Origin of the sequence: Clostridium ljungdahlii (assembly GCF_001636845.1) — a bacterium.
In the GTDB taxonomy this organism is placed as follows: domain Bacteria; phylum Bacillota; class Clostridia; order Clostridiales; family Clostridiaceae; genus Clostridium_B; species Clostridium_B ljungdahlii_A.
On sequence record NZ_LITT01000011.1, the window covers coordinates 54,594 to 79,615 of the forward strand.

The following is a 25,022-nucleotide window of genomic DNA, read 5'->3' on the forward strand; positions in this document are numbered from 1 at the left end:
ATTTAAGGAGAGTGAATCCTAATGGATATAATTAGAGGATGCCTAGACATCTTTTTTAGGAAACAATCCCCACAAAAGATTTTAGACAGTACATTTCAGTGGGAAGAAAGAAAAAGAAAGAATTTGCATAACAGAGTAGATAGAAATACTTTTATTAATTTGGCTACAGAGTATTTCAAGCACTATTCTGAAGATGAAATTTTAAATATATATAATGAACTAGATATTTTAATGAAAGATATGAGAGAAGTAAGTAGAGGTATTAGTGAAAAAAATAAATTTTCATCGGTATTTAATTTGTTAATTCAGTTTACAGATGATGTCTTAATAGAAAAAGATAGAGAGCCGTTTTGTAAGTACAAACAGCTTTTAAGATGGAGAATGATTTCACACAGGTTAGATCAAGACTTATTTACTACAGCTTATTTTGCATATAGGGATGTGGTGTCTTCTAGGGAGAGAAGTTTTTTCTCCTGGGAGCCTGTAATAAAAAGTGATAATATAAGACTTCATAAAATGATGGAAAAGGGTATGGCAGAAAATCACTTTCATCTTAAGGGATCAGCTCCGTATTTTAATTTAACATGGATAAGTCTTATGAATAAAGTCGTATATAGAAATAAGGATTTTAAGGCTTCTGGAATTGGTAGCAAAAGATTAGATCCTGATTTGAATTATTCTTCAGATGATAAAAGCTGCAATATTATTGATTTAGTGAAAAAGGCAGCTGTAATAAGAGGATTTTTGTTTAGTGTTTTAAATGGTGTGAATTTTTTTGATGAAAATAAAAAAAGTATAAATGAAATGAAAAATGAAAACAGCCAAGATAAAAGATTAAAAGGTTTTTTAAAGAATTATAATATTGATTTGGATCTGCATAAAATTCAGCAGGATATAAGTGTATTAAAACATGAATTTGGATATAAATTTGAATGTGGTACTTATGGACAGAAAATTGCGGCTGATTATTGCATACCTAAAAATTTAAGTTCAATAAATAAAAATAGTAATGTATTGTTATATGGCGAAAGAAAATTTATGTATTTGATGTTCAAAAAGATTTATGAAAGAGATAAAAAGTATCTTGCATATGCTGATTTGTTTTATGCTTACCTTGTTATAAAATCAAAATTTAGAGGAGAATTAATGCAAATAAATAATAGAGTTGGATTCAAAAATTTTGGTGATTACCAGGATAGAAAAACTAAGTTTTTAAATGAAGAACCGCTTTTATATAATGCTGTAATTTATATGTCCATTATATCTTCTATGAAAGATCAAAACATAAGGAACTTAGAGGCTAGAATTTGTCCATCTAATACGGATAAAGACATGGGAGATACAATAAAGTGGCTAGATAAAATTATTGAAAAAGAAGAAGGAAATATAAAGATTGTAGATGATAAGCAAAAACAAATAAATTTAAAACAAATGCTTTTTAGAGATGAAAGTGAAAAAAAATATTTTTATGTACTTCATTTCCCTAAAAGAAAAGATGATGTTAAGTATAATTCAATAGAAAATATTGATGAAAAGATAGCTGTTTCAATGAAACCAAGAGACTATAAGCTTAGAAAAAATGTTAAAAATCAAGCAATTATGATTGCAGGACTAAGAGAAAGAATAAATCCAGTTGTTAAGAGAATATTTGGTATAGATGCATGTTCTGATGAAATTGGGTGCAGACCAGAAGTTTTTGCACAAGCTTTTAGATTCCTTAAAAATCATAGTAATAGCACTGAACATGAGTATTTACTTGATGAATATAAAATTCCAAGGATCATGTCAACTTATCATGCAGGAGAAGATTTTTTGGATTTAATTGATGGTCTTAGAGCAATAGATGAATCTATTTTATTTCTAGGATTAAGTTATGGGGATAGAATAGGACATGCAATGGCATTGGGGGTTGATGTTGGAGATTGGTATAATTCGAAATGCAATAATCTTGTGCTTTCTAAACAGGATTATTTAGACAATATAGTTTGGATGTTAGCGAAGATAAGGGAATATAATATAAAGGATACTGACAATTTAGTATACGAACTTGAAAATCAGTTTAATGAAATGTTTCAGGAAATATATCAAAATAATTTTCATTCAGAAGATGAAAAACTTCAATCTGCTATTTATAATCATATGACTTATTATGATGCATGGAAATTAAGAGGGGATGATCCTTCATTGTATTTTGATAAGAAATATGATAAAGGTGAAATAGAAATTTGCTATTGGGATAGATGTAAGATAAATAATTCTATATTAGATTCAATAAGAAACAATAGGAACTGTGCTTACTTATATTATAACTATCACTATAATTTCCAAGTTAAAAAAACTGGTGCTGAACAGTATAACTTTAAAGTTCCAAAAGCTTATGTACGTGCAGCTGAAAAAATTCAAAGGAGAATGCAGGAGGTAGTGGCTCAAAAAGGCATAGGTATTGAAACTAATCCATCATCAAATTATCTTATAGGTAGCTTTAAGAGGTATGATAAGCATCCAATTATTAATTTTTATAATTTAGGACTTACGTGTGATCCGGAAAAAATAAAAAGTTGCCCGCAAATGTTTGTATCCATTAACACTGATGACCAAGGTGTTTTTGGAACTTATTTAGAAAACGAATATGCGCTACTTGCAATTGCACTAGAAAAAGCTAAAGATGAGAAAGGACAACCTATATATAACCAAGCAATGATATATGATTGGCTTGACAGAATTAGACAAATGGGTTTACAACAAAGCTTTATGACGGAATAATTCACTTAGATCTTCAATTCTTGAAATCCTATATTTTTAGTATTTTAATTAAGGTAAATAAATCTAGCTTAAGAATAAACTTATCCGTAGAAATGCTTTTATAATAATGAAGCACATTTAAATATTTTGCATATAAGTCTTAGTGAAAAATTTTTGAAAAACTTAGAACTTTTGAATTGTTTGAGGTACGAGTTTTTAAAAGTTCTTAGTTTTTTTCAAAATTTTCTGCTTAGACTTATCAAAATATTTAACGTGCTGAAGGTTGTAAAAACATTCGGAGGATAAGTTTATTCTTTTCTTGATATACTTTCTAAATAATATTTCACCTATTTGGGAATATTTAATTAAAAGAACATTCTATTTGAAAGGGAAAAATAATGAAAATACTTGTAGTAGAAGATGATAAACTTATTTCTCAAAGTATAAAAAATAGCCTTAAAGATTATTACAGTATAGACACTGCCTTAGATGGAGAAGAAGGACTCTATATGGCAGAGCAAAATATATATGACCTTATAGTTTTAGATATAATGCTCCCAAGTTTAAATGGAGATGAAATACTTAAAAGTCTGAGGAAAAATGGAGTAAGTACGCCAATACTATTGCTTACTGCAAAGGATTCTTTAGAGGATAAAATTAATGGTTTTAAAATAGGCGCTGACGATTATATTTCAAAGCCATTTCATATAGAAGAGTTAAAAGTGAGAATTGAGGCATTACTTAGAAGAAGCGGAGCACTGGTAAATGAGAATATACTAAAATGTGGAAATTTAGAAATCAATACTAAAATTAGAGAACTATCAATAAATGATAAAAAGGTAAATTTACAGGCTAAACTATTTGATCTCATGGAGTACCTAATAAATAACAAGGGAACTATACTAACCAAAGAGCAGATATTTGATAGAGTATGGGGCTTTGAATCAGATACTGCCATAAATATTGTAGAGGTATATATGCATAAGTTGAGGAAAATACTAATTGAACACGGTTGTGATGGAGAAATAAAAACTGTAAGGGGAATTGGATACATGTTTAAATCCGGTGAAAAGGCTAAATGTTTAAAAAGCTAAAATTAAAGCTTACATTTTTAAATGTAGGGGTCTTTTTTATACTTTTTTTAATATTTAATGTTGTTATTTATCTATATGCTAAATCTAATATATATTTCTCAATAGACAAAAATTTGCTGATTTCAAGAGATATGATTCAAAAAAATATGCTGCAAAATAGTTCTTATTTATCTACATTAGATCCAAGGGTGATAGCTATTGTACGTGACAAGAGTGGAAAAGTTATTTTAGATACTCATATAAATATATTTTATAGGGCAAATCAGGAATATATCAAACCATCCAAGGTGGATCAATTATATAGCATAAATTTTAAACGATTTCATTTCAGGAGCATAGCCTTTTCAGCTCAACTAAAAAATGAAACGGTAATGGTTCAGCTGCTTAGAAATACAAATTCAGAAATAGAATTCTTAAATAATTTGTTAAAAATAATAATATGGGGAAGTATTATTGTACTTTTAGTTTGTACGCTAGCTGGAAATTTACTGGCCAAAAGGAGTATGGTTCCAATAGTTAAGGCATGGGAAAAACAAAAGAGGTTTGTGGGGGATGCTTCCCATGAACTCAGGACGCCGCTTACCATAATACAGGCACAGTTGGAATTGGTTATTAGAAATTCGGAGGATAAGATAATAACTAAAAGTGAAAATTTAGGAATAGCCTTATCGGAAACAAGAAGGTTATCAAAATTGGTAGCTGACTTGCTCACTCTTACCCGTTCTGATTCTGATGTAGTAGAAATAGATAAAAAAGATGTAAATATGTATTTGCTAATTAAAGAAATAACTGATATATATGCTGAAGTTGCAGATATGGAGGATAAACAGGTAAAAACTGATTTAGAGAAAAACTTAATTGTAAACTGTGATGAGGAAAGAATTAAGCAGCTCATGATAATTCTTTTGGATAATGCTATTAAATATACTTATAAAGGAGGAAATATACAGGTTGTCCTTACTAAAAAAGATAATAAGTGCATTATTTATGTAAAAGATGATGGTATTGGTATAAAAAGTGAAGAAAAGGAATTGGTATTTGAAAGGTTTTATAGAGGTGATAAGAGTAGAAATAGGGAAACAGGTGGTGCAGGTCTTGGACTTTCTATAGCTAAATGGATAGTACAAAAACATGGAGGAACTATAAACATTTTTGAAAACATACCTAGAGGAACGGTTGTAGAAGTAGTTTTAAAAAAATAATTTTGAGTTAAGCAAAAATTAAGGTTGAGGTGTCATAATCATTTTCATAAAAGATACATTAAATTTATTGAAAGGAATAGATAAATATGAAAAAAATGGTTGTTGGCATAGTACTAGTGGCGGTAGTTGCAGTTGGAGGCTTCTTGGTATATAAAAATGTATCAGCTAAGAAGTCAGCTCAAAATGTGAATTCTCAGTTTGCCAGGGGAAAGGTAACTGTAAAGGACATTACACAGTCTGTATCCGGTTCGGGAAGTGTTCAAGCATCTCAAAGTGAAGTATTCAAAGCAGCAGGTAAAGACACGGTTGCATCTGTACTTGTAAATAATAATCAAATAGTCAGTACAGGAGATGAACTTGTGACATTTACTAATGGAAGTGCGCCTATAGTGGCAGATATGAGTGGAGTTATAAGCGCTGTAAATGTTAATCCAGGAGATAATGTAAATCAAGGTACTCCACTTGTAACTATGTTTAATAATACAAACCTTCTTACAACTATATCTGTAGATGAAACGGATGTAACGAAGTTAAAGGTAGGACAAAAGGCTGACATAAAATTAAATGCCTTTCCTGATACGAAATTTACAGGAACAGTTACAAGTATAAGTCAGCAGGGACAGTACTCAAATGGAGTGTCAAATTTTGATGTATCTGTATATTTTGATGAGGTTCAAAATATTAAAGTTGGTATGTCTACAGAAGTATCGATAACTACAGATTCTAAAAATAATGTACTTGTAATACCGGTAGAAGCAGTTAGAGACATTAATGGTGGAAAATATGTACTTGTGTATGATGGTAATAAAACATCTATGAAGAAAGTAGAACTTGGTATAAGTGATGGGAAGTCAGTTGAAGTAACTAATGGATTGATAGCAGGAGAAGAGGTTCAACTCCCACAAGTTAAAAGTTCTAGTACAAACTCTTCAACGAGAGGAATGGGAAGCTTCCAGATGATGAGAAACTCTGGCGGAGGAAATAAACAATCTGGTTCTCAAGGAAGCAGCAATAGAAGCAGTAACTAAGTTTGTAGTAACAGCAGAGCTGTGAGAATTAAAGAAAGGAGAACCTTATGATAGACATTAAAAATGTATGTAAATACTATACCATGGGAGATACAGTAGTAAAGGCATTAGATGATATAAATTTAAGTATAGATGAAAATGAATTTATATCTATTATAGGACCTTCAGGATCAGGAAAATCAACTCTTATGAATATACTAGGATGCTTAGATATACCTGATTCTGGAAACTATATATTTGATAATGTAAATGTAGAAAATGCAAGCGAAAATGAGTTAAGCCTAATTAGAAATAGGCAGATAGGTTTTATATTTCAAAATTTTAATTTACTGCCTAAGTTAAATGCAGTAGAAAATGTAGAGGTACCTCTTTTATATAGAGGAATAAACCAAAAGGAATGTAGAAAGTTGGCATTAGAATATCTAGAGAAGGTGGGGCTTAAAGGCAGAGAACATCATAAGCCAAATCAGTTATCTGGAGGGCAGCAGCAGAGAGTAGCTATTGCAAGAGCTTTAGTGGGCAGTCCAAAGATTATTTTGGCTGATGAACCAACAGGGGCACTGGATAGTAAAACAAGTGCTGAGCTTATGGGATTTATCAAAGAACTCCATAAAAAGGGACAAACTATAATACTTATAACTCATGATTCTAATGTAGCGAAACAAGCTGAGAGAATTCTATCCATAAGAGATGGTAAATTGTATGCATAGGAGGAGAGATTAGATGAACTTTTTTCAAACGGTAAAGCTGGCTATAAAAAATATAAGAAGCAATAAATTGAGATCTATCCTTACTATGATAGGTATAATTATAGGAATATCATCTGTAATAGTACTTGTTGGTATGGGAAGTGGATCTACAAAGAATATAACTTCTCAAGTTGAATCACTTGGAACCAATCTTATTGTAGCTAATACATTCAGCAGTGGAACCAAGCAGTTGACTCTTGGTGATATGGACAATATAAAGAAAATTAATGGTGTAGATGAAATGGCTCCTATTATATCTTCAAGTACTTCAGTTAAAGTAGGAGAAAATTCACAAAATACTGCAGTAACTGGAACTACCAGCAACTTTTATCAGATAAGAAACATGAATGTTGCAGAAGGAAGATTTATAGCTGATCTTGACGTGGATTATAGAAGCAAAGTAGCTGTTTTAGGATCAGATATAGCACAACAGCTGTACGGGTTTACAGATCCTGTCGGAAAGAATATAACTATAAAGGGAAGTACCTATACGGTAGTAGGTGAGTTGAAATCTCAGGGAAATTCTATGGGAAGTAATACAGATGATATGGTGATTATACCAATAACTACTGCTATATCTCTTGCAGGAAATAGAAATGTAAGTACCATTTATATAAAATCTTCTAATGACAATAATGTTGATTATGTAACAAATGAAGTTGATAATTATCTTACGAATTTCTTCAAGTCAACGGATAAAAATCATACAGTTATGAGTCAAAAACAGTTGCTTGACACAATGAGTTCGATAACAAATACTTTGACTTATCTGCTTGGTGGAATAGCTGCCATATCTTTAATTGTAGGGGGCATAGGAGTAATGAATGTTATGCTTGTATCTGTATCGGAGCGTACAAAGGAGATAGGTATAAGAAAGGCACTGGGTGGCTCTAGAAAGGACATACTGATTCAATTTCTTATTGAGGCGCTTGTACTAAGTTCTCTTGGAGGAGTAATAGGAGTATTATTTGGACTTGGAATAGGGTGGCTTGTATCAACTTTTGGAATGTCAGTTACCTTCTCTCTGCCTATAATTGCAGTAGCATTTTCTTTCTCCCTTATAGTTGGAGTTGTATTTGGTATATTCCCGGCATATAAGGCCTCAAAACTCAAGCCAATTGATGCACTTAGATTTGAATAATAAAAAGGTCTCTGTATTTTACAGAGATTTTTTTATTGACATTGACGCAGCGTATAAGTTTATAGTTAAATTGTCAGGAGGTGATAGCAGTGGAATATACAGTGCAGAAATTAGCTCACATGGCAGGTGTCAGTGCACGGACCCTTAGATATTATGATGAAATTGGAATTTTAAAGCCGGCAAAAATCAATTCATCAGGATATCGCATTTATGGCCAAAATGAAGTAGATCGACTTCAGTTAATACTATTTTATAGAGAATTTGGCATAAAGCTTGAAAATATCAGAGAGATCATAACCTCTCCTGATTTTGACAGGGTTAAAGCACTGAGAGAACATCGCAAAAAGCTTCTTGAAAAAAGAATTGAACTGGATTTATTGATTTCTAATGTTGAAAATACAATTAAATCCATGGAAGGGAGAATTGTAATGAGTGATAGAGAAAAATTTGAGGGATTCAAGAAAAAACTTATTGATGACAATGAAAGAAAATATGGAGAAGAAATTAGAAAAAAATACGGAGATGAAATTGTAGATAAAGCAAATAGCAATCTTAAAAATATGACATCTGAGGAATATGAAGAGGTAACTGGACTTGAAAATGAAATACTTGAAACACTGAGTAAAGCCTATAAAACGGGTGATCCTGCAGGTGAACTGGCTCAGAGGACTGCTTCTCTCCATGCAAAGTGGATAAGTATTTATTGGGGAAATTACAATAAAGAAGCTCACGCAGGTCTTGCTAAAATGTATGTAGAGGATGAAAGATTTAAAGCGTATTATGATAAAAACCAGCCGGGAACAGCAGAATTTTTAAGAGATGCAGTTTTAGTTTATACTGGGATGAAAAAATAATCTAGGCTTGTACTTAATGAATTAAAAAGATATAATGGAGAAAATTTTAAAATAATTGGTGTAAAATATATGAAATTAGATGTTTTAAGTGAGGCGTATAGATTATGAAAAGTCATGGATGTCCCTTGGACTGCTTTGGGTGCTGTAAATTAAATGTATATGTGGAAGATAATAAAGTAGTTAAAATAGAGGGAGATAAAAACCATCCTTATACAAAGGGTATAGTATGTGAAAAAGCAAAAAATCATTTGAAGAGGTTAAATGCTAGGGATAGATTGTATTTACCTATGAAAAAACAAAATGGTAAATGGGTAAATATAACTTTTGAAGAAGCCATAAATATAATTTCCGATAAATTAAGATATTACAAAGAAAAATATTCTTCAAGTTCTGTAATCAATTATGATTCATCTGGAACAGGAACTGTATTAAAAGGCATAGAAGATATATTTTTTAATTTTTATGGCGGCATAACTAAAATAGAAAATGAAATATGCTGGAGCGCAGGTAATAAGGCACAAAAATATGATTTTGGAGATAATAAATCAAACTCTATAGAAGACATATTGAATGCAAAAAATATAATACTGTGGAGCAAAAATCCGGCAAATTCTCACATTCAGCTGCTGCCATTTTTGAAAAGGGCAAGTCAAAATGGGGCAAAAATAATAGTTATAGATCCTATTTCTACTGACAGTACAAGTTTTTGTGATATTCATATAAAGATAAATCCAGCATCAGATGCTGCTATGGCTATGGCTATGACAAAGGTAATAATAGAAGAAAATCTACAGGATGCACAATTTATAGAGAAAAATGTAGTAGGATTTAAGGAATATAAAGCTTATTTAGATACTCTTAGTATGGAGTATTTATCTAGAGAATGTGGTGTTAACATAGATACTATAAAAGAAATTTCTAATATTTATGCTGAAGAAAAGTACAGCACTATATGTATGGGATATGGACTTCAAAGGTATAAAAATGGGGGGAATTCTGTAAGGAGTATAGATGCCCTTGCTGCTATAACGGGAAGTGTAGGGAAAAAAGGCGGTGGAGTAAATTATTCCAACAAGGTGTATCCTAAAGTATTAAATTTGGACCCCTATGGCAGTTATAAATATGCATTAAAGGATAGAAACTGGAATTTTGATAAATTACTTAAATGTTCCAAAGATATTAAGGCTATATTTGTAAGTAAGGCTAATCCACTAAACCAATGGCCTGATTTGAATAATTTTGTAAAAGCTTTTGAAAATATAGAATTCAAGGTATGCATAGATATGTTTATGACTGATACAGCTAAACACTGTGATTTGATTATTCCATGTACTAATACCCTGGAAAGCGAAGACCTGTTATATTCTTCTATGAGTAATCCCTACATAATATATAATGAAAAGTGTGTGGAACCAAGGTATGAATTGATGGATGAATACTACTTTTTTATGGAACTTGCAAAAAATATGGGGATGAGAGAGTACCCTTATGTATCTAAAAGGGAATACTTAACCCAAGTAATAAAACCTTTAGAAAAGAAGGGAATAACTCTTGAAAAGATAAAAAATGGATATGTAACCATACAGGAAAATTCTATTGCCTGGAGTGATCTAAAATTTAAAACACCATCAAAAAAAATAGAGATATATTCCGAAGATGCTGAGAAAGATGGATTGAGCCCTATACCAGTGTATGTTAACGACAAAAAAAGTGATAGATTGAGACTTTTGACTACCCATCCTAAAAAATCACTTATGTCTCAAAGCTTTAAAGATGTAGATACCATGGCCGCAGCTAATATAAGTAGAAATACAGCAAAGAAACAGGATATACATAATGGTGATATTGTTAAATTAGGATCTCCAAGGGGAGAAATACGCGTAAAGATAAATATAACAGATAAAGTACCAGATAACCTTGTCCATATGAATGTAGGCTGGTGGGAAAAAAGTTCAAATCCAAATTTTCTAACGGAAAATCAAATTGCTGATATGGGTAAGCAGGCAGCTTATTATGATACTTTTGTAGAAATTAAAAAATAGAGAGAAGAAAACATTAATATTAAGATTTCTAATAATACAGATATATGAAAATATCCTGATGAAGTAATGAAATATGAATCCTGTTAAACTTGTTTTAAGTTTCATCTTTACTATAATTGCTGAAGCAATGAGTATGTGAAGTAGTAGACTTAAGCAAGTTTATTTTACATATTTTGAATTAAAATAGTTATACTAAAATAATATAGGAGGTTAAGTGAGAAATCTAATTCTATTTTGAAAAATATTTATTATAGCACTGATAAAAAATAATAGATATAAGCTTGTAGAATTTATTATATTTACTAAGAGGTACTTAAAAGATGAATTTGAATAATGTTTTATCCAAAGATATAGATATCAATATAAATGAGCTAGGTGAAAAGTTCAAGGATTGTCCAGATATATTAAGTAAAAAGTTAATTCTAAAAGGTGGAATAAAAGGATGCTTTTTTTATATCAAGGGATTCATAAATTTTGATTTGATTCAAAGAGATTTTATAAAGCCTCTTTTGTCTATAGATATTGATAATGTATCTGATAAAGAAATTTTGGATTATTTGCCTTTGTTTAATACTTCTCTAGGTTATGATATTAATATTCTTGTTACATCAGTGCTAAACGGAAAGACAGTTTTTTTGATGGATAAGTTAAACTATGCAATCATATGTGATTTAAAGAAAGTTGAAAAGAGAAGTATAAGTGAACCTGAGAGTGAGAAGAATGTGCGAGGTCCACATGTGGGTTTTATTGAAAATCTTGACACAAATATTACCTTAATAAGAAGGGAAATCAAGGACAATGATTTGAAGTTTAAAACTGTTCAGGTAGGAAGTAGAACAAAGCAGAGAGTAACTGTCGGATATATTCAAGGTATTGCAAATCCGGAACTACTAAACACATTGCTTACTAAGATTAGCAAAATTGATACGGATGGACTATTGGCTATTGGGTATATTGAACAATATATTACAGATTCACCAAATTCGCCATTTCCACAATATTTACCTACAGAGAGACCAGATAAGGTAATATCTGCATTATTGGAAGGGAGATTTGCAATATTGATGGATGGCACTCCCTTTGCTTTAATAGTTCCAGTTTCTTTTTGGAGCTTTTTTCAAGCATTAGATGATTATAGTACTAAGTGGATGATTGGATCTTTTTTTAGATTGATAAGGCTGCTTTCAATGATTATTGCTGTAATTTTACCCTCCATTTACATATCTATAACGTCCTTTCAATATTATTTAGTACCTATAAATTTGCTTGAACCTTTGGCAATATCCAGAACTCAAGTAGCTTTTCCACCTATTGTTGAAGCGCTTATAATGGAATTTACAATAGAAATAATTAGAGAAGCATCTATCAGGCTGCCTACCTATATTTCTACTACCATAGCTGTAACAGGTGGTATTATAATTGGGCAGGCAGCTGTTAATGCCGGAATAGTCAGCAGCTTATTTATTATAATAGTTGCAGTTACTTCTATAGCATCTTATGTAAGTCCAGTTTATGATTTTGGGTCAGCATTAAGATTGATAAGATTTATGTTTTTAATTTTAGCATCTTTTTTTGGAATCATAGGAGTATTAATATCTACAGTTTTAGTAATAGCACACCTATTATCATTGGAATCTCTGGGTCAGCCCTATTTAATGCCTATAGTTCCTTTCAAAAAAAAGAATATTAAGGACACTATAATTAGAGCACCTCTAGATTTTATGAAGATAATACCGCATATATCAAGGCCACTCAAAAAGAAAAGGGGTGGTAAATAGTTGGAGGATAAAAGGCATCAGATCACTTCTAAACAATTAAAAACATTTGCTTTATCATCTCAAATTGGTTTAGGCATTATGACATTGCCCTCTGTTCTTGCAAAAAAAGTTGGTCATGATGGTTGGATAGCTGTTATTTTAACAGGAGTTTTAGTGTTGTTATCTGTACTCTTTGAATTAGCATTTTTAAAAAGATATAAAAATAATTCGATTTTGGAGATAAATATAAAATTATATGGCAAAAAATTGGGGATAGTTCTAAATTTTATATTTATTTGTTATATATTTGCTTTTGCAGCTCTCAATATAAGGCTATTTACTGGAATAGTAAGTGTTTTAATCTTAAGGAAAACTCCAAAAGTTGTTATATCATTTTTGATTGCTTTACCTACAATCTATCTTACTGCTAAAGGATTAAAGGTAATATGTAGATTTACTACACTACTGTATTTATCTCATATAGTAATAATTTTTACATTTGCAATAATTGTTAAAGATATTAGAATTACTTATATAATGCCTATTGCTAAGTCAGATTTTAACTTAATAATAAAAAGTCTTCCTTATACAATTTATTCCTTTTTAGGATTTGAGCTGGCTTCAGTTTTTTATCCAAATGTAGTTAACAAAGAACATATAACAATGCATATTATACAAGGTGTCGTATATACTACACTATTTTATCTAATTATTGTTGTAGTTTCAGTACTTATATTTGGTGAAATGAAGTTAAAAATGCTTGTATTCCCAATCTATAATATTGAAGAGGCAGTAAAAGTACCGGTTATAGAAAGATTTGATATGGTTTTTATATTGCTTTGGTTCCCTATGATGGCATCTTCTGTAAGAAATTATTTTTTTACATCTTACTATTGTGTTTCAAAAATATTTAGAATAAAAAAAGAAAAACTATTAATTGTAGTAATTTTTATAATTATGTTCATAGTTGGAACAAAACTCAGGAATGTACAGATGGTTTGTAGCTGTATCAATTATATGGCTATATGGGGAATAGTGAATATAGTATTTATAATAATTTCCTTTTTTATTTCATGTTTAAAAGGGAGGGAGCAATGTTGAAAAAAAGACTAATTCCTATAATTTTGATATTTACCATATTTTTAGAAGGCTGTTGGGATCAAACAATTTATGAGAGAACAGGTTTTATATTACAGGTTGGGATAGAGCCCTCTAATAATAACCTCCTGATTACTTATACAGATCCAGTTGTAGAGCCAAAGTCAAAAGAGCAGGTTGAAGTTATATATGGTAGTCAGGAGAATTTATTAAGACAATTTAGAGAAGATGCAAGAAAAATTTCGTCTAAGATGTTGGAAGCGGGAAAAGTACAGCAAGTTTTAATATCAGATTCCATAGCTGCCAAGGGCATAAATAATTTATTGGAAATTTTTGAAAGAGATCCAACTACCTCTATAATAGCATACGTTGTAGTTGTGGAGGGAAGTCCTAAAAATTTAATGGAAAAAGCCCAAAGTTTTGGAGATAAGCCCCGTCCAGCATTTTATATACATCAATTAATTGAGGATAATATAGAGGAATCTTATGTGCCTGATACTCAAATACATAGATTCACTACAACATTTTTTTCACCAGGCATAGATCCAATTACTCCCATAGTAAAATTGCAGTATGATAAGGGAAAGGGCATTGAAGTAACTGGGTCAGCACTTTTTTCTGAAGATAAAATGGTTGGCAAAATAGATACAAATCAAACTTTACTATTGTTATCAATGATGGGAAAAGCAAAAAAGACTTTATATGTGAGTAAATATTTTCAAAATCCAGGATATAATAATGGAAAAAGGGGATGTGCCATTGGTATTAGAAAAGTTAAAAGAAAAGTTAATGTTTATTTGGATAACAATATACCAATAGCAGATATTACTTTAAACTTTGATGGTTCGCTGAATGAAATGCATTGGAATGCCATTCCAGATGTGGAAGTGCAGAAAAATATTGAAAAAACATTAGAAGCGGAGATAAAAAAAAGTTGTGAGCAAGTTTTAACCTATACACAAAAAGTTGATAGTGATCCTTTGGGAATAGGTGACATTATTCGTGCCAAATATAATTCTTACTTTGAGAATGTTAACTGGAAAAACATGTATCCCAGTGTTAAGTTTAATGTTAATGTAAAATTAAATATTTCAGATCATGGTGTTATAAATTAGCCTATATCTAAAATTACTATTTTTGAATAACTTATACCAATCTTTTTTATAAATTATGTTCTAGCTTCTTCAAAGTATATATAATAGTTAAGATAATGCACTGTATCTATTTTGTCAGCTTTTACATATCCAATGCCTACATATAATTCATTTATATACAAGCTTGACAGGCCATCTCTATAGCAGAATTATTACATATGATATTATAATGTAATGTGTGGAAATATGCTTTATAATTAATATAAAGATTCGCATAATCTGTAATTACTGATATGAAAGGGGCTGTCGCACTAATTTTTTTAGTGCGACAGCCCCATTTATAACGCCACCTACTATAACTAATACTTGGGATGCTATCATTGTACTATAGCCAACTACTAAAAGCCTTAGAAAGATGCTTTTTTCATATACTGCAGCTCTCATACACCGATAAAATAACAAGAAGTTTATTAGTATTACTGCAAATCCCATTAGCATACCAAGTTCTTCACAAATTACTGCAAAAATAAAGTCTGTATAATTAATTGGTACATATTCTGGATGTCCAAGGTTAAGTCCTACACCTGTAAATCCTCCTGATGCAATAGAAATCATGGATTGAACAATCTGATAGCCTATATTATTAGCATAAGACCAGGGATTTTCCCAAATTAATACTCGAACTCTTACATGTGCAAATAATTTATAACTTATTATACATCCAATGGCAAATAATATAAAAGAAATTAACATATACCTTAAATTTGAAGTGGTTATAAACAGCATAGTAACAGATATACAGAATATGATTAAACTAAATCCAAGAGATTTTTGAATTAATGTAAATGCAAGGCATATTGCTACAACAACAGCAGGTCTTATCAAGTCTTTAAAATTTTCATAATCCTTTAATTCAGAAGCTAGGTATAGTACTAAAAACAATTTTCCGAACTCTGAAGGTTGAAAGCTGTACCCTCGTATTATAATCCAACTTTTAGATCCATTTATCTCTTTGCCAAAAAAAGTTCCCATTGCCATAAATATTATAGTAATAATACAATAACAATACTTATATTTGCTGAAACTTTCTAAGTCTGGCAAAAGAACTACCATTAAAATAAATTCTGTTACACCTAGTGCAAACCAGATTATCTGTTTGATTGAATACAATATATTTATCCTGTAAAGTATGACCATTCCTATAATTGACAGTATACTAGAAAAAATAAATATATACTTGTCTCCATCAGAAAAAAACTTTGTAATAATAAAGTAAGTGTACCCTATAAGTAAGCATATAACTGCAGCCATTATTATGGACATCTTGTCAAAAGGCTGTTTAAGTACTGATAGGTTTATGAAGCATATAAAACAAAAACAATATGTATACTTTAAAAGTTTCTTTTCATCTCTTCTGTCTTGCAAATTGGGTTTCAATTATAGTCACCGCCTTGTTTAGTTATCTAAGTTTTTAAGAAATTCCTTTTTTAAAGCCAACGCATCAATAACGAGACGCTAACAAATTTAGACCAGCAATAAAAAAGATACAAAAACTTCCACATTTTAATTCTCCTTAACTCCCATAAGATTCATCAATATTAAATTAAACTCAAAATAGAATTTTGGATGAATTTGTAACATAAACAACATTATTCTATCATTTAATTGTTAAGATAAAGTGTTATAACTATTACATTTTAATTAATGAAAATTTTTGAATACTTAATAAAATGTGGGGAACTTTCGCTTCATGAATTTACTAAGCTGGCAGGTATTAGTATATCATGAATAATTCCAGATTTTTTAGGCTATATATAGTGAATAATTAGGATAAGTTACAAAATGATTACACTTTATCTTAATATATAGCAAATTATGAGTACTTATTATACTATATGATATATGGAAATTAAATACGGAAATTACAGCATTATTTTTAAATTTTAATTATGACATTGAATATTGTTAGGGAGATGGAGCTAATGAATGAATACGAGAACAAAATAAAAAGGAATAAAATTACTAAAAAAAGAAACATTGTAGTAATAGGAGTGGTTTTACTATGTACTTTGGGTTGGGTATTTTTTATGAAAGCTAAGATTGAATCTAAGAAACACACAGTATTAACTACTTCTAATAAAATAGCGGAACAGAAAAATTTTAAAAAAAAGCATCAAGATGGAATGAAAGTAAAATTTACAACAAATGAACCAGCGGGGGAGTATATGCCATGGAAAGCTAAGAGGACAGATGGGGGAAAAGTAGCTTATTTAACTTTTGATGATGGCCCATCTGTTAACACTGAAAAAATATTGAATATACTAAACCAAAATAATATAAAGGCAACTTTCTTTTTAATAGGCAAAAATGCTGAAAGGTATAATAATCTTGTAAAAGAGGAATTCTCTGATGGAGAAGTAATTGGAAATCATACGTATAGCCATCAGTTAAGTTATAAAGAAAAACCAGAAGACTTTATTAATGACGTAAATAAATGTGATGAAGTATTAAAATCTATACTAGGTCAAAGCTATAGTTTAAAACTTGTTAGATTTCCTGGTGGTTCTTTTGGATCTAAATTAGCACCATTTAGAAATGCAGCTACTAAAGCTGGGTATAGATTTATTAATTGGAATGATGAAATTGGTGACGCAGATGGATATGATTTACCTGTGGCAACTTTGTTGAGTAACTTGAAAAAATATACGAATGGAGATACTGTAGTAATTTTAATGCATGATGCTGGCGCGAAGACAACAACAGTACAAGCTCTACCTCAAATAATTCAATATTTAAGATTAAAAGGATATAACTTTGATACTTTAAAATAGAAATTATTTCAAATATCTTATAATGATCACTTCTCATATATATTTAAACAGGATATACATAATGAGAATATTGTTAAATTGAAATCTTCTAGGAGAGAAATATGTGTAAAGATAAATGTAACGGATAGAGTATTAGATAGCTTTGTCCATATGAATGTAGTATGATATTTTTGTAGGAATAAAAAAATAGCGAGAATAAAAATTGAAAAGTCTATGAAACTTGGAATAACAGGAATTAGGGTAGACGTTATATTAAAAGATAAATTGAAGGATAAGATACATATCTCACAGCAAGCCTCACATGAACATAACCATGAGCAACATCATCATAGAAACTTGAAAAGTATGTTTTAGATGTTATTTTTGAAGAAACAACTTCAATAGGTATCAGAAAATATAAGGCTGAAAAAATAATGCTAAATAGAGAGTTTTCAAAAGTAAAAACAGGGTATGGAGATATTACAATAAAGAAATCTTATTATAAAGGGAAGCTAGTGGAATATAAACTAGAATATGAAGAATGCAAGACTATAGCAAAAGAAAAAAATATATCTATAGATAAGATATATAAAGCAGTTTATGGAGTGAAACTTGAATCAGATGGAGAGACAATCCCAGCGGATTCCTAGTTGAGCGAATTCAGGGGCGTAGCTGCTCTTACCACACATTTCGGAAAAATAGGTACGCTATTTCAGAAATAAGTTATAAGGGAGAGATATAAAAACAAAATGGTTCAAAATAGGAATTTTACTAAAGTACTAAAGCCAAAGATTCAAGACAATCTACCTGAATTTAATTTATTAGAGGAAGGAATATCTGATTATGATTCGATTTCATCTGTATTGCTAAATGAATGCTTGGTGGAAAATTTTAAGGCAAGAAGAGTATCCTTTAATGAGGTAATATTCAGAAATGTAAAGTTTATAAATATATCATTTGAACAGGCAGAATTTTTAGATGTAAGATTTGAAAACTGTGACTTATCTAATGTTAATTTGAGTGAATCCTCAATACATAGAGTAGAGTTTATAAACTGTAAGCTCACAGGAAGTAATTTTACGGAAGCGGTTTTTAGAAATGTTATGTTTGATCAATGTAGTGGACAATATACATGTTTTAGATTTACAGATTTCAAACAGGCAATCTTCAGTAACTGTCAGCTTCCATATGTTGATTTTTACGAGAGTAAATTTTCTAAATTGGAACTTAAAGATACTGACATTACGCAGGGGCAATTTTTCAATACTAAACTAATAGGAATAGATTAGCTGTTTTGTGAGAAATTTAAAGAAATTAATGGTTCAATAATATGTAGAGAGCTGATCGGAGTTGATTTTGCTCATAAAGAAAATAGAATGGTCGCAAGAGAAAAAGGGTTATTTAAAGAAAAGTGTCCTAAGTATATTGAAGATGCAATTAATATATTGGAAACTATGCTGTAAAAAACTATATAATTTATAAGTTAAAACCTCCCGTAATAGGAGGTTTTATGCTAAATAAGGTTAATTATTTCACCTTTAGGTTTAACTCTCGGGCTATTATTTTTGCTGATTCTTCTGCAACCTCTCCTGTAAAGTAAATGCATTGTTTCATATGTTCTTCAGAACCAAGGGTCATATCTTTTGTTAAAACTCTGCAGCATAAACACTTGTGTTTATCTTTAAAAATATCGTGCAATTCTTTAGACAAAGCCATAGCTTTATTAACTCTTTCATCTTTGGGTTCGCATCTGCCGAAGAATAAACCTATTGCCATAATGCCGCCAGTTACTGCACCGCATGTACATCCAGATCCACCTATACCTACTGGAAAACCAGAAGCCATTTTTATAATGTCGTCGGATACCGGCAGGTTAAATTCATCTTTAATTGTTTTTACTATTGATTCAGAGCAATAAAAATCCCCATTGCGGTAATAATTTTCTGCCGTAGTTTTTATTTTATGTAAGTCAATGATTTTATTCAATGTAATTTCCTCCTATAATATCTTTATAATGTTAAAACTGCAATATAATTTTAAGCAGTTTGATATAATTTCCTCTAGTCATATATTAAATTCAATAAATTTATCTTGCAATAATTATTATTTATATTAATAAAAGGGCACTTTTGTATAAGTAAATGTTATAAGAGTATTTTTATATATTACAATAAATAAAATTGATTCGAACACTTTAAAATTAAATACATAAAATATGTGTATAGATAATCATTTATATATGGATATTAATTTTAATTGATAATATTACTTATTTATTGACTATATATAGATTGTGGTTTATATTATATATAGATGATTATCTATATATGAGGTGATACAATGGATAAAAAATATGAAGATAATGCAAAGATATTTAAAGCTTTATCAGATTCCAGCAGATTGAAAATTCTTGATATATTATCCTGCGGTGAAGAATGTGCTTGTGACATACTAGAATATTTTGAGTTTACACAGCCTACTTTATCTCACCATATGAAAGTTTTGATGGAATGCGGACTTGTAGAATCTAGAAAAGAAGGTTTATGGAGTCATTACCGTTTGAATAACAATAATGCAAACAGATTAATGTTATTTCTAATGAATATCATCACTGATACAGATGATTGTATTTGTAAAGGAAAAAGTAAACATAATTGCTGCAAATAATAATAAGATATTAATTTAATTAAAAGGGAGATAAACTATGAAACCAAAAGTGGCATTTATATGTGTACACAATTCCTGCAGATCACAAATGGCAGAAGCTTTGGGAAAACTATTTGCAAGTGACACCTTTGAATCCTATTCTGCTGGTACAGAACTTAGAGATAATATAAATCAGGATGCAGTTAGAGTTATAAAAGATTTGTATGGCGTTAATATGAATAAAACTCAAAAATCAAAGCTATTGAAGGATTTACCTGAGATGGATGTTGTAGTAAAAATGGGCTGTAATGTAGTTTGTCCTTTTCTTCCTGCAAAGCATACAGAAGATTGGGGACTTGAAGACCCTACAGGTAAAAGTAATGAAGAGTTTATAAAGACAGCAAAAACCATTGAAGAAAAAATTAAGAATTTAGCTAGAAGAATTAAAAATAATGAAATTAAATTATAGGGAGTGATATAAATTGAGTAAAATAGAGATTTTTGATCCAGCTATGTGCTGCTCAACAGGTGTTTGTGGACCAAGTATAAATAAAGAACTTTTAAGAGTTGCAGCAGTCATAAATAATATGGTTAAAAAAGGTGCTAATGTAGTAAGGCATAATCTTTCCAGTGAGCCGCAGGTATTTATAGACAACAAGAAAATCAATGAATATTTAAACTCAAATGGTGCTGATATACTTCCAATAACCCTTGTTGATGGCGAAGTTAAAAAAATTAAAGAATATCCAACAAATGAGGAATTTTCGGAATGGTCAGGATTGTCTAAGAAAGAAATATCTAATGTAGCAATAAAAAAACCTACTAAAAGTTGCGGCTGCAACCATAAAGGCTGCTGCTAGAAAGAAGGAAGGTATTAACCCATGATAAGGACTTTTAACTTGAATGATATACATTTAACCAAATATATATTTTTTACAGGAAAAGGCGGCGTGGGAAAGACGTCAGCAGCATGTGCAGTTGCAGTTAACTTAGCAGACCAAGGTAAAAAAATCATGCTTGTAAGCACAGATCCAGCTTCAAATCTACAGGACGTATTTAACACAGAGTTAAATAATAAGGGAACTGTTATTAAGGAAGTACCAAATTTAGTAGTATCAAATTTTAATCCAGAAGATGCTGCTAAAGAATATAGAGAAAGTGTTATTTTACCCTATAGAGGAAAGCTTCCAGATACAGTAATAAAAAATATGGAAGAGCAGCTATCAGGTTCTTGTACTGTAGAAATTGCAGCCTTTAATGAATTTTCTAATTTTATAACTGATGAAAAAATACAAAAACAATTTGATCACATTATATTTGATACTGCTCCCACAGGGCATACACTGCGAATGCTGCAGTTGCCGTCGGCCTGGAGCAGTTTTATAAGTGAAAACACCCATGGAGCATCTTGTCTTGGACAATTAGCAGGGCTTGAAAGCAAAAAGGAAATGTATAAAAATGCTGTAAAAACTTTAGCAGATGGGAAAAAAACTACCCTTATACTTGTATCGAGGCCTCAAAATACACCTTTAAAGGAAGCAGAAAGAGCATCTAAGGAATTACAAGATATAGGAATAAATAATCAGATATTGATTATAAATGGAGTCCTAAAAAATTATGATGATGGTCTTTCAAATGCAATTTATGAAAAGCAGCAAAATGCTTTGAAATATATACCAGAATATTTAAAAAAACTAGAGACTTATGAGATTCCACTAAGGCCCTATAATGTAACAGGAATTGAAAATGTAAGAGCTTTTTTAAAGGAAGATAACATTGAATATAGTAATGAAACTTTAAATGATGAAAAGATATCTAAATTAAAGGATGTTATTGACGATTTATACAATAGAGGTAAAAAGGTGATTTTCACAATGGGAAAAGGTGGCGTTGGGAAGACCACTGCAGCAGCAGCTATTGCTTTAGGAATTGCAAAGAAAGGCAAAAAGGTACATTTAACTACTACAGATCCAGCAGCGCATTTAAAGTTTGTTTTAGATGACAGCTTTGGTATCACTTTAAGTCATATTGATGAAAAGAAGGAACTAGAAAAGTATAAAAAAGAAGTTTTGAGTAAAGCTAGAGAAACTATGGGTGAAGAAGATATAGCTTATGTAGAAGAGGATTTAAGGTCTCCATGCACTCAGGAAATAGCTGTATTTAGAGCTTTTGCAGAAATAGTTGAAAAATCTGAAGAAGAAATAGTAGTTATTGATACTGCACCAACAGGTCATACATTACTATTACTGGATTCTACCCAAAACTATAATAGAGAAATAAAAAGATCACAAGGTGACATACCAGAATCAGTTAAAAAACTTTTACCAAAGCTTAGAAATGCTGATGAAACAGAAGTCATCATTGTAACTTTAGCTGAAGCTACACCTGTATATGAAGCTGTGAGATTAGAGAAAGATTTAAAGAGAGCAGGAATTAGTAGTAAATGGTGGATTATAAATTCAAGCCTGTTTGCAGCTAATACCACTAATGATATCCTCAAAGTAAAAGCAAACAGTGAGATATCCTGGATAAATAAAGTAAGTGAAATTTCTAAAGGAAACTTTGCGGTTATCGAATGGAAACCAGAAGAAGTGAAAGGTGTTATTTTATTAGATTTAATAAAATAAAGCAGGTATGTCTTGTGAAAAACTTAAAGATGGAATATTAAATTTTATTAAGAATTAAAAAAGTTTAGGAGGTTTTGGTATGAGTAGTCAATCGTCAAGATTATCATGGCTTGATCGTTATTTAACATTATGGATTTTTATTGCAATGGCATTAGGAATATTTTTAGGGTGGGCTTTACCCGGTGTATCTAATACATTGTCAAATTTGTCGGTTGGAACAACATCTATTCCTATAGCTATAGGTCTTATAGTTATGATGTATCCGCCACTTGCTAAAGTTAACTATAAGGAACTAGGAAAGGTTTTTCGTAATCCCAGAGTATTAACTCTTTCATTAGTTCAAAATTGGGTTATAGGACCTTTATTAATGTTCGCTTTAGCAGTTATATTTCTTAGAAATTATCCACATTTCATGGTAGGATTAATTCTCATAGGCCTTGCAAGATGTATTGCTATGGTAATTGTATGGAATAGCCTTGCAGATGGCGACAGCGAATATGCAGCAGCGCTAGTTGCATTTAACTCTATATTTCAGGTAGTATTTTATTCAATATTTGCGTATGTATTTATTACTGTGCTGCCAAAAGCTATAGGATTACAAGGTATGCAGGTTCATGTTTCTATGGGAGAGGTAGCTTCTTCCGTGGCAATTTATTTAGGTATTCCCTTTATTGGAGGTATGCTTACAAGATTACTTTTGGAACCTAAGAAAGGGACAGAATGGTATACTAAAACTTTTGTACCTAAGATAAGTCCTTTAGCACTAATAGCATTATTATTTACTATAGTTATAATGTTCATGTTTAAAGGAAAATACATTATTGAACTCCCAATGGATGTTGTAAGAATTGCTGTCCCTTTGATTATATACTTCATAATTATGTTCTCTGTATCTTTTTATATAAGTTATAAATCAAAAATAGGCTATCATAAAACAGTTAGTTTGTCATTTACAGCTGCAAGTAATAATTTTGAACTGGCAATTGCAGTGGCAGTAGCAGTTTTTGGTATTCAGTCCCAGGAAGCTTTTACTGCTGTTATAGGACCATTAATTGAAGTACCTGTTATGATCGGACTTGTCAATGTAGCTTTATTGTGGGGAAGAAAGTATTTTGGTTTAAAACAAGAAAAATAAATATTGGAGACTATGTAGCTTCTTTTACAGTATTTGTAGCAGTAGCAATAGGAATACCTTTCTATTCAAATGCTGCAGGAGTAATTCCACTCGTTAGCAAACTTACAAGGGCAGGGGTTGCTATGGGTACAGCACTTTCATTTATGATGGCGGTTACTGCATTAAGTGTACCAGAAATGATTCTTTTAAGAAGAGTATTAAAACCTAAACTTCTTGCTGTATTTATAACAATTGTTGGATTTGGAACAGTATTTACAGGACATATGTTTAATTTTATAATAGCATGATATATAAATTTAATAGTTATCATAGAAAGCCATAGTAAAGGCTGGTTAGTGTAAAGTAAACAATATTTTTAGAGAAGATAATTCAGAATATCTTTTAATTTATTAAAAAAGCTGCTAAAAATTAACCGATATATGGTTTGCTTTTAGCAGCTTAGTTGTTTTAATATATTTCATCATGGAGTATCATATTAATATTGTAATTTTATTGCTTTCCTCAAAGTTTCTAAAGCAAGTGATGCCTTTTGGTAGTCAATGTTTGGTTCAAGGCCAATCCCACAGAAATATGTATCATTTACTATAGCAATCAACATAGTCATATTTGATGATTCAACTATAAGCTTGTTTGGAGTACCTCCATTCAAGTTTTTTAAAGATGAAAATAGAGTATTTATTATAGATGTACATTGCTGCGGAAAAAAATTGCTTTGATCAGTAGGATTTGAATCTTCATTTAAAGCAGAAACTCCCTTTTTATAATTTACTAACCCATGACACTTATAACCATCTAATTCAGTAATTAATTTGATTACAGATTTCATTTCTTCACTTACTATCATATTTTTCACACTCCTATATAATATATAATTTTAATTATAATATAATTATAGCACGATAGTTATTTTTGTTATTATTATGAAAAAATATTACTGAATTTGCTATGGATTCAGATGCCATATCAAATTTAGTAATAAATTGATAAAGAGGTTGATTATAAG

Annotated in this window: 22 protein-coding genes and 2 pseudogenes; 21 read left to right on the top strand and 3 right to left on the bottom strand. The window is 30.4% G+C overall.

All coding sequences use genetic code 11. The features are described from left to right. Nucleotides 1-21 precede the first annotated feature (21 nt). The 11 genes from WY13_RS05565 (at nt 22) to WY13_RS05615 (ending at nt 14,822) form a co-directional block, all read left to right on the top strand. The gene (locus WY13_RS05565; protein WP_063554716.1) at nt 22-2,763 is read left to right on the top strand and encodes a hypothetical protein; all 2,742 of its coding nucleotides are present in this window, start codon (nt 22-24) and stop codon (nt 2,761-2,763) included. A 377-nt stretch (nt 2,764-3,140) separates the two neighbouring features. After that, on the top strand, nt 3,141-3,836 hold the full coding sequence (locus WY13_RS05570; protein ID WP_063554717.1) for a response regulator transcription factor: 696 nt from the start codon (nt 3,141-3,143) through the stop codon (nt 3,834-3,836). Further along, nucleotides 3,821-5,038, top strand: a complete 1,218-nt coding sequence (locus tag WY13_RS05575) for a sensor histidine kinase (RefSeq protein ID WP_063554718.1) — start codon at nt 3,821-3,823, stop codon at nt 5,036-5,038. The genes WY13_RS05570 and WY13_RS05575 overlap by 16 nt, the downstream gene beginning before the upstream one ends. Nucleotides 5,039-5,124: 86 nt before the next feature. Continuing rightward, a complete protein-coding gene (locus tag WY13_RS05580; RefSeq protein ID WP_063554719.1) occupies nt 5,125-6,066 on the top strand; it encodes an efflux RND transporter periplasmic adaptor subunit in 942 nt (313 codons plus the stop codon). A 47-nt stretch (nt 6,067-6,113) separates the two neighbouring features. After that, the gene (locus WY13_RS05585; RefSeq protein ID WP_063554720.1) at nt 6,114-6,776 is read left to right on the top strand and encodes an ABC transporter ATP-binding protein; all 663 of its coding nucleotides are present in this window, start codon (nt 6,114-6,116) and stop codon (nt 6,774-6,776) included. A gap of 13 nt (nt 6,777-6,789) precedes the next feature. After that, complete coding sequence (locus WY13_RS05590) at nt 6,790-7,956, top strand: ABC transporter permease (protein ID WP_063554721.1); 1,167 nt, start codon at nt 6,790-6,792, stop codon at nt 7,954-7,956. Between the two features lie 89 nt (nt 7,957-8,045). Further along, the gene (locus WY13_RS05595) at nt 8,046-8,810 is read left to right on the top strand and encodes a MerR family transcriptional regulator (RefSeq protein ID WP_063554722.1); all 765 of its coding nucleotides are present in this window, start codon (nt 8,046-8,048) and stop codon (nt 8,808-8,810) included. A gap of 104 nt (nt 8,811-8,914) precedes the next feature. Continuing rightward, nucleotides 8,915-10,852, top strand: coding sequence for a molybdopterin-dependent oxidoreductase (locus WY13_RS05600; RefSeq protein WP_063554723.1), 1,938 nt, complete (start codon nt 8,915-8,917; stop codon nt 10,850-10,852). A gap of 320 nt (nt 10,853-11,172) precedes the next feature. Further along, nucleotides 11,173-12,630, top strand: a complete 1,458-nt coding sequence (locus WY13_RS05605; protein ID WP_063554724.1) for a spore germination protein — start codon at nt 11,173-11,175, stop codon at nt 12,628-12,630. Further along, complete coding sequence (locus WY13_RS05610) at nt 12,631-13,710, top strand: GerAB/ArcD/ProY family transporter (RefSeq protein ID WP_023163297.1); 1,080 nt, start codon at nt 12,631-12,633, stop codon at nt 13,708-13,710. Next, nucleotides 13,704-14,822: a Ger(x)C family spore germination protein gene (locus WY13_RS05615; protein WP_082848399.1), complete on the top strand. Its 1,119-nt coding sequence runs from the start codon at nt 13,704-13,706 to the stop codon at nt 14,820-14,822. The genes WY13_RS05610 and WY13_RS05615 overlap by 7 nt, the downstream gene beginning before the upstream one ends. Before the next feature lie 264 nt (nt 14,823-15,086). On the opposite strand, the gene WY13_RS05620 is transcribed toward WY13_RS05615, so the two are convergent. After that, entirely contained in the window at nt 15,087-16,226 is a 1,140-nt protein-coding gene (locus tag WY13_RS05620; protein ID WP_156498993.1) for an FtsW/RodA/SpoVE family cell cycle protein, read from the bottom strand. Between the two features lie 557 nt (nt 16,227-16,783). Between WY13_RS05620 and WY13_RS05625 the strand changes: the two genes are divergently transcribed. From WY13_RS05625 to WY13_RS20405, 4 genes and pseudogenes are all read left to right on the top strand, one after another. Then, nucleotides 16,784-17,632, top strand: coding sequence for a polysaccharide deacetylase family protein (locus WY13_RS05625; protein ID WP_063554726.1), 849 nt, complete (start codon nt 16,784-16,786; stop codon nt 17,630-17,632). Between the two features lie 332 nt (nt 17,633-17,964). Next, a pseudogene (gene larC, locus WY13_RS21320) lies at nt 17,965-18,261 on the top strand (nickel insertion protein); the annotation flags it as partial. Nucleotides 18,262-18,360: 99 nt separating this feature from the next. After that, the gene (locus tag WY13_RS05635; protein ID WP_242866342.1) at nt 18,361-18,900 is read left to right on the top strand and encodes a pentapeptide repeat-containing protein; all 540 of its coding nucleotides are present in this window, start codon (nt 18,361-18,363) and stop codon (nt 18,898-18,900) included. After that, the gene (locus WY13_RS20405) at nt 18,901-19,074 is read left to right on the top strand and encodes a C-GCAxxG-C-C family protein (RefSeq protein ID WP_082848400.1); all 174 of its coding nucleotides are present in this window, start codon (nt 18,901-18,903) and stop codon (nt 19,072-19,074) included. It abuts the gene before it with no gap. A 64-nt stretch (nt 19,075-19,138) separates the two neighbouring features. On the opposite strand, the gene WY13_RS05640 is transcribed toward WY13_RS20405, so the two are convergent. After that, the gene (locus WY13_RS05640) at nt 19,139-19,597 is read right to left on the bottom strand and encodes a C-GCAxxG-C-C family protein (protein ID WP_063554728.1); all 459 of its coding nucleotides are present in this window, start codon (nt 19,595-19,597) and stop codon (nt 19,139-19,141) included. A 354-nt stretch (nt 19,598-19,951) separates the two neighbouring features. On the opposite strand from WY13_RS05640, the gene WY13_RS05645 reads away from it, so the two are divergent. From WY13_RS05645 to WY13_RS05670, 6 genes and pseudogenes are all read left to right on the top strand, one after another. Then, nucleotides 19,952-20,278 (top strand): ArsR/SmtB family transcription factor, encoded by a 327-nt coding sequence (locus WY13_RS05645; RefSeq protein WP_063554729.1) that lies wholly within the window; start codon nt 19,952-19,954, stop codon nt 20,276-20,278. 37 nt (nt 20,279-20,315) lie between these two features. After that, nucleotides 20,316-20,726, top strand: coding sequence for an arsenate reductase ArsC (locus WY13_RS05650; RefSeq protein ID WP_063554730.1), 411 nt, complete (start codon nt 20,316-20,318; stop codon nt 20,724-20,726). 13 nt (nt 20,727-20,739) lie between these two features. After that, nucleotides 20,740-21,117, top strand: coding sequence for an arsenite efflux transporter metallochaperone ArsD (arsD, locus tag WY13_RS05655; RefSeq protein WP_063554731.1), 378 nt, complete (start codon nt 20,740-20,742; stop codon nt 21,115-21,117). 21 nt (nt 21,118-21,138) lie between these two features. Then, complete coding sequence (arsA, locus tag WY13_RS05660; RefSeq protein WP_063554732.1) at nt 21,139-22,884, top strand: arsenical pump-driving ATPase; 1,746 nt, start codon at nt 21,139-21,141, stop codon at nt 22,882-22,884. 79 nt (nt 22,885-22,963) lie between these two features. Beyond that, the gene (gene arsB, locus WY13_RS05665) at nt 22,964-24,019 is read left to right on the top strand and encodes an ACR3 family arsenite efflux transporter (protein ID WP_063554733.1); all 1,056 of its coding nucleotides are present in this window, start codon (nt 22,964-22,966) and stop codon (nt 24,017-24,019) included. Between the two features lie 23 nt (nt 24,020-24,042). After that, nucleotides 24,043-24,306, top strand: a pseudogene (locus WY13_RS05670) (permease); the annotation flags it as partial. A 188-nt stretch (nt 24,307-24,494) separates the two neighbouring features. Here the strand turns inward: WY13_RS05670 and WY13_RS05675 are convergent. Next, on the bottom strand, nt 24,495-24,863 hold the full coding sequence (locus tag WY13_RS05675; protein WP_063554735.1) for a hypothetical protein: 369 nt from the start codon (nt 24,861-24,863) through the stop codon (nt 24,495-24,497). Nucleotides 24,864-25,022 lie beyond the last annotated feature (159 nt).